We start from the raw sequence: 1,412 nt of genomic DNA, 5'->3' as shown, positions 1-1,412 counted from the left end.
CATCATTGGAATATAATATTACTTCTGCGACCAAAATTGAAGCTTTTGCTACTTGTTCGTCAGTCACCGTTTGAAGTTGATCAAGTTCATCTAAATATTCAGCAGCTTCATCAAGCAGTAAAATTGCCGCATCGAGTAAAATATTTAATTTACCCACTTCTTGTAGGGTGTAATGTTCAAAGCTGGCTTTTTCAACATTTGCATCAATAATTGGGCGCGCTTTGTGTATGGTCGATAAAGTATCTTCAAAAGCAGCTTCCGCAATACCGACATCAATTGCCACTTGTAATAACTGCGAATACGCACCGCGATAGGTTGGAACTTGTGTTAATAATCGCTCATCAAAAATAAGTTCAGGATTAACTTCAACTTGATTTAATTTAACTGTACCACTCGCTGTAGTACGTTGACCAAACCCATTCCAGTCATTAATAACTTCAATGCCTTGAGCATCTCGGTTAACAATCACTAAAACGACATGGCCTTCTGGATGAATCGCTTTAATTGCGAGCCAATGCGCAAAACTTGTTCCCGTCGAATAAAACTTTTCGCCGTTTAAAAAATATTTGCCGTTTTCAATAGTAAGCGTGGTTTTTAAGGTTTTTGAGTCATGGGTATTTCGTTCGGGACCGCCGTTGGCAAGACGTTTACCGGCTAATATTTCTGAAAAGATAAATTGTTTTTGTTGTTCTGTACCCATGATTTCAATCAGGTTTAACAGACTAATCTGATTTTGTGGAATCTGACCAACATTTGCATCACCTTTACTTAAAATACGGAAAACTTGTGCCAGTGTTTTATTGGAAACGAAAGCACCGCCGTATTTTTTTGCAATACGAATTCCGCCTAAGCCTTTTTGGCTAAAGCTTTCGATTTGCTCATGCGGTAATAAGCGTTGTTGATCACGTGTATTACGACCCTCTAAAGCAAAATCAGCCACTTGATAAGCAGCATTAATTGCTTGTTGATCATTTTGAATGACTTGGACGTATGCCGTCGTTTTAGATAGAGAATTAGACATAATGACACCTTGTATTGCTGTCATTACCTTACAAAAGAAATATTTTTCCACTAAACGAGGACTTATGCTCAGCTTATGAATAAAAATGCAAAGCACTTTTTTTGATTTTTAATATATAAATAGAGATATAGAAATATATTAAAAATCAATAAATTATAATTTTTATTTGTAAAATGAATAACTAAAAGGACTTTAATATGAAAAACAGCTATAAGTACGGTAAAAAAAGATATAAAAAATATAGACCTAACTGTCAGTGAAAAATGAGCACAATATCCATTGTTTTCATTAAAAATAGCTTCTAAAGTATCTACTTACCGAAGACTATTTTTGTACGAATAGTCAAATAAAAATAAACGTGGAGATTTTATGCGGGTTTTGTATCAGTTTC

At 34.6% G+C, this 1,412-nt stretch carries 1 protein-coding gene; it reads right to left on the bottom strand.

Translation table 11 applies throughout. The features are described 5' to 3' along the window. On the bottom strand, positions 1 to 1,045 hold a 1,045-nt coding region (locus VXQ92_RS17885), incomplete at its 3' end, for an acyl-CoA dehydrogenase family protein (RefSeq protein WP_416682713.1). Positions 1,046 to 1,412: the final 367 nt, after the last annotated feature.

This window comes from Acinetobacter sp. 228 (assembly GCF_048147885.1).
Note: the sequence above shows the minus strand (reverse complement) of the source record. Positions and strands in the feature narration are given on the sequence as shown.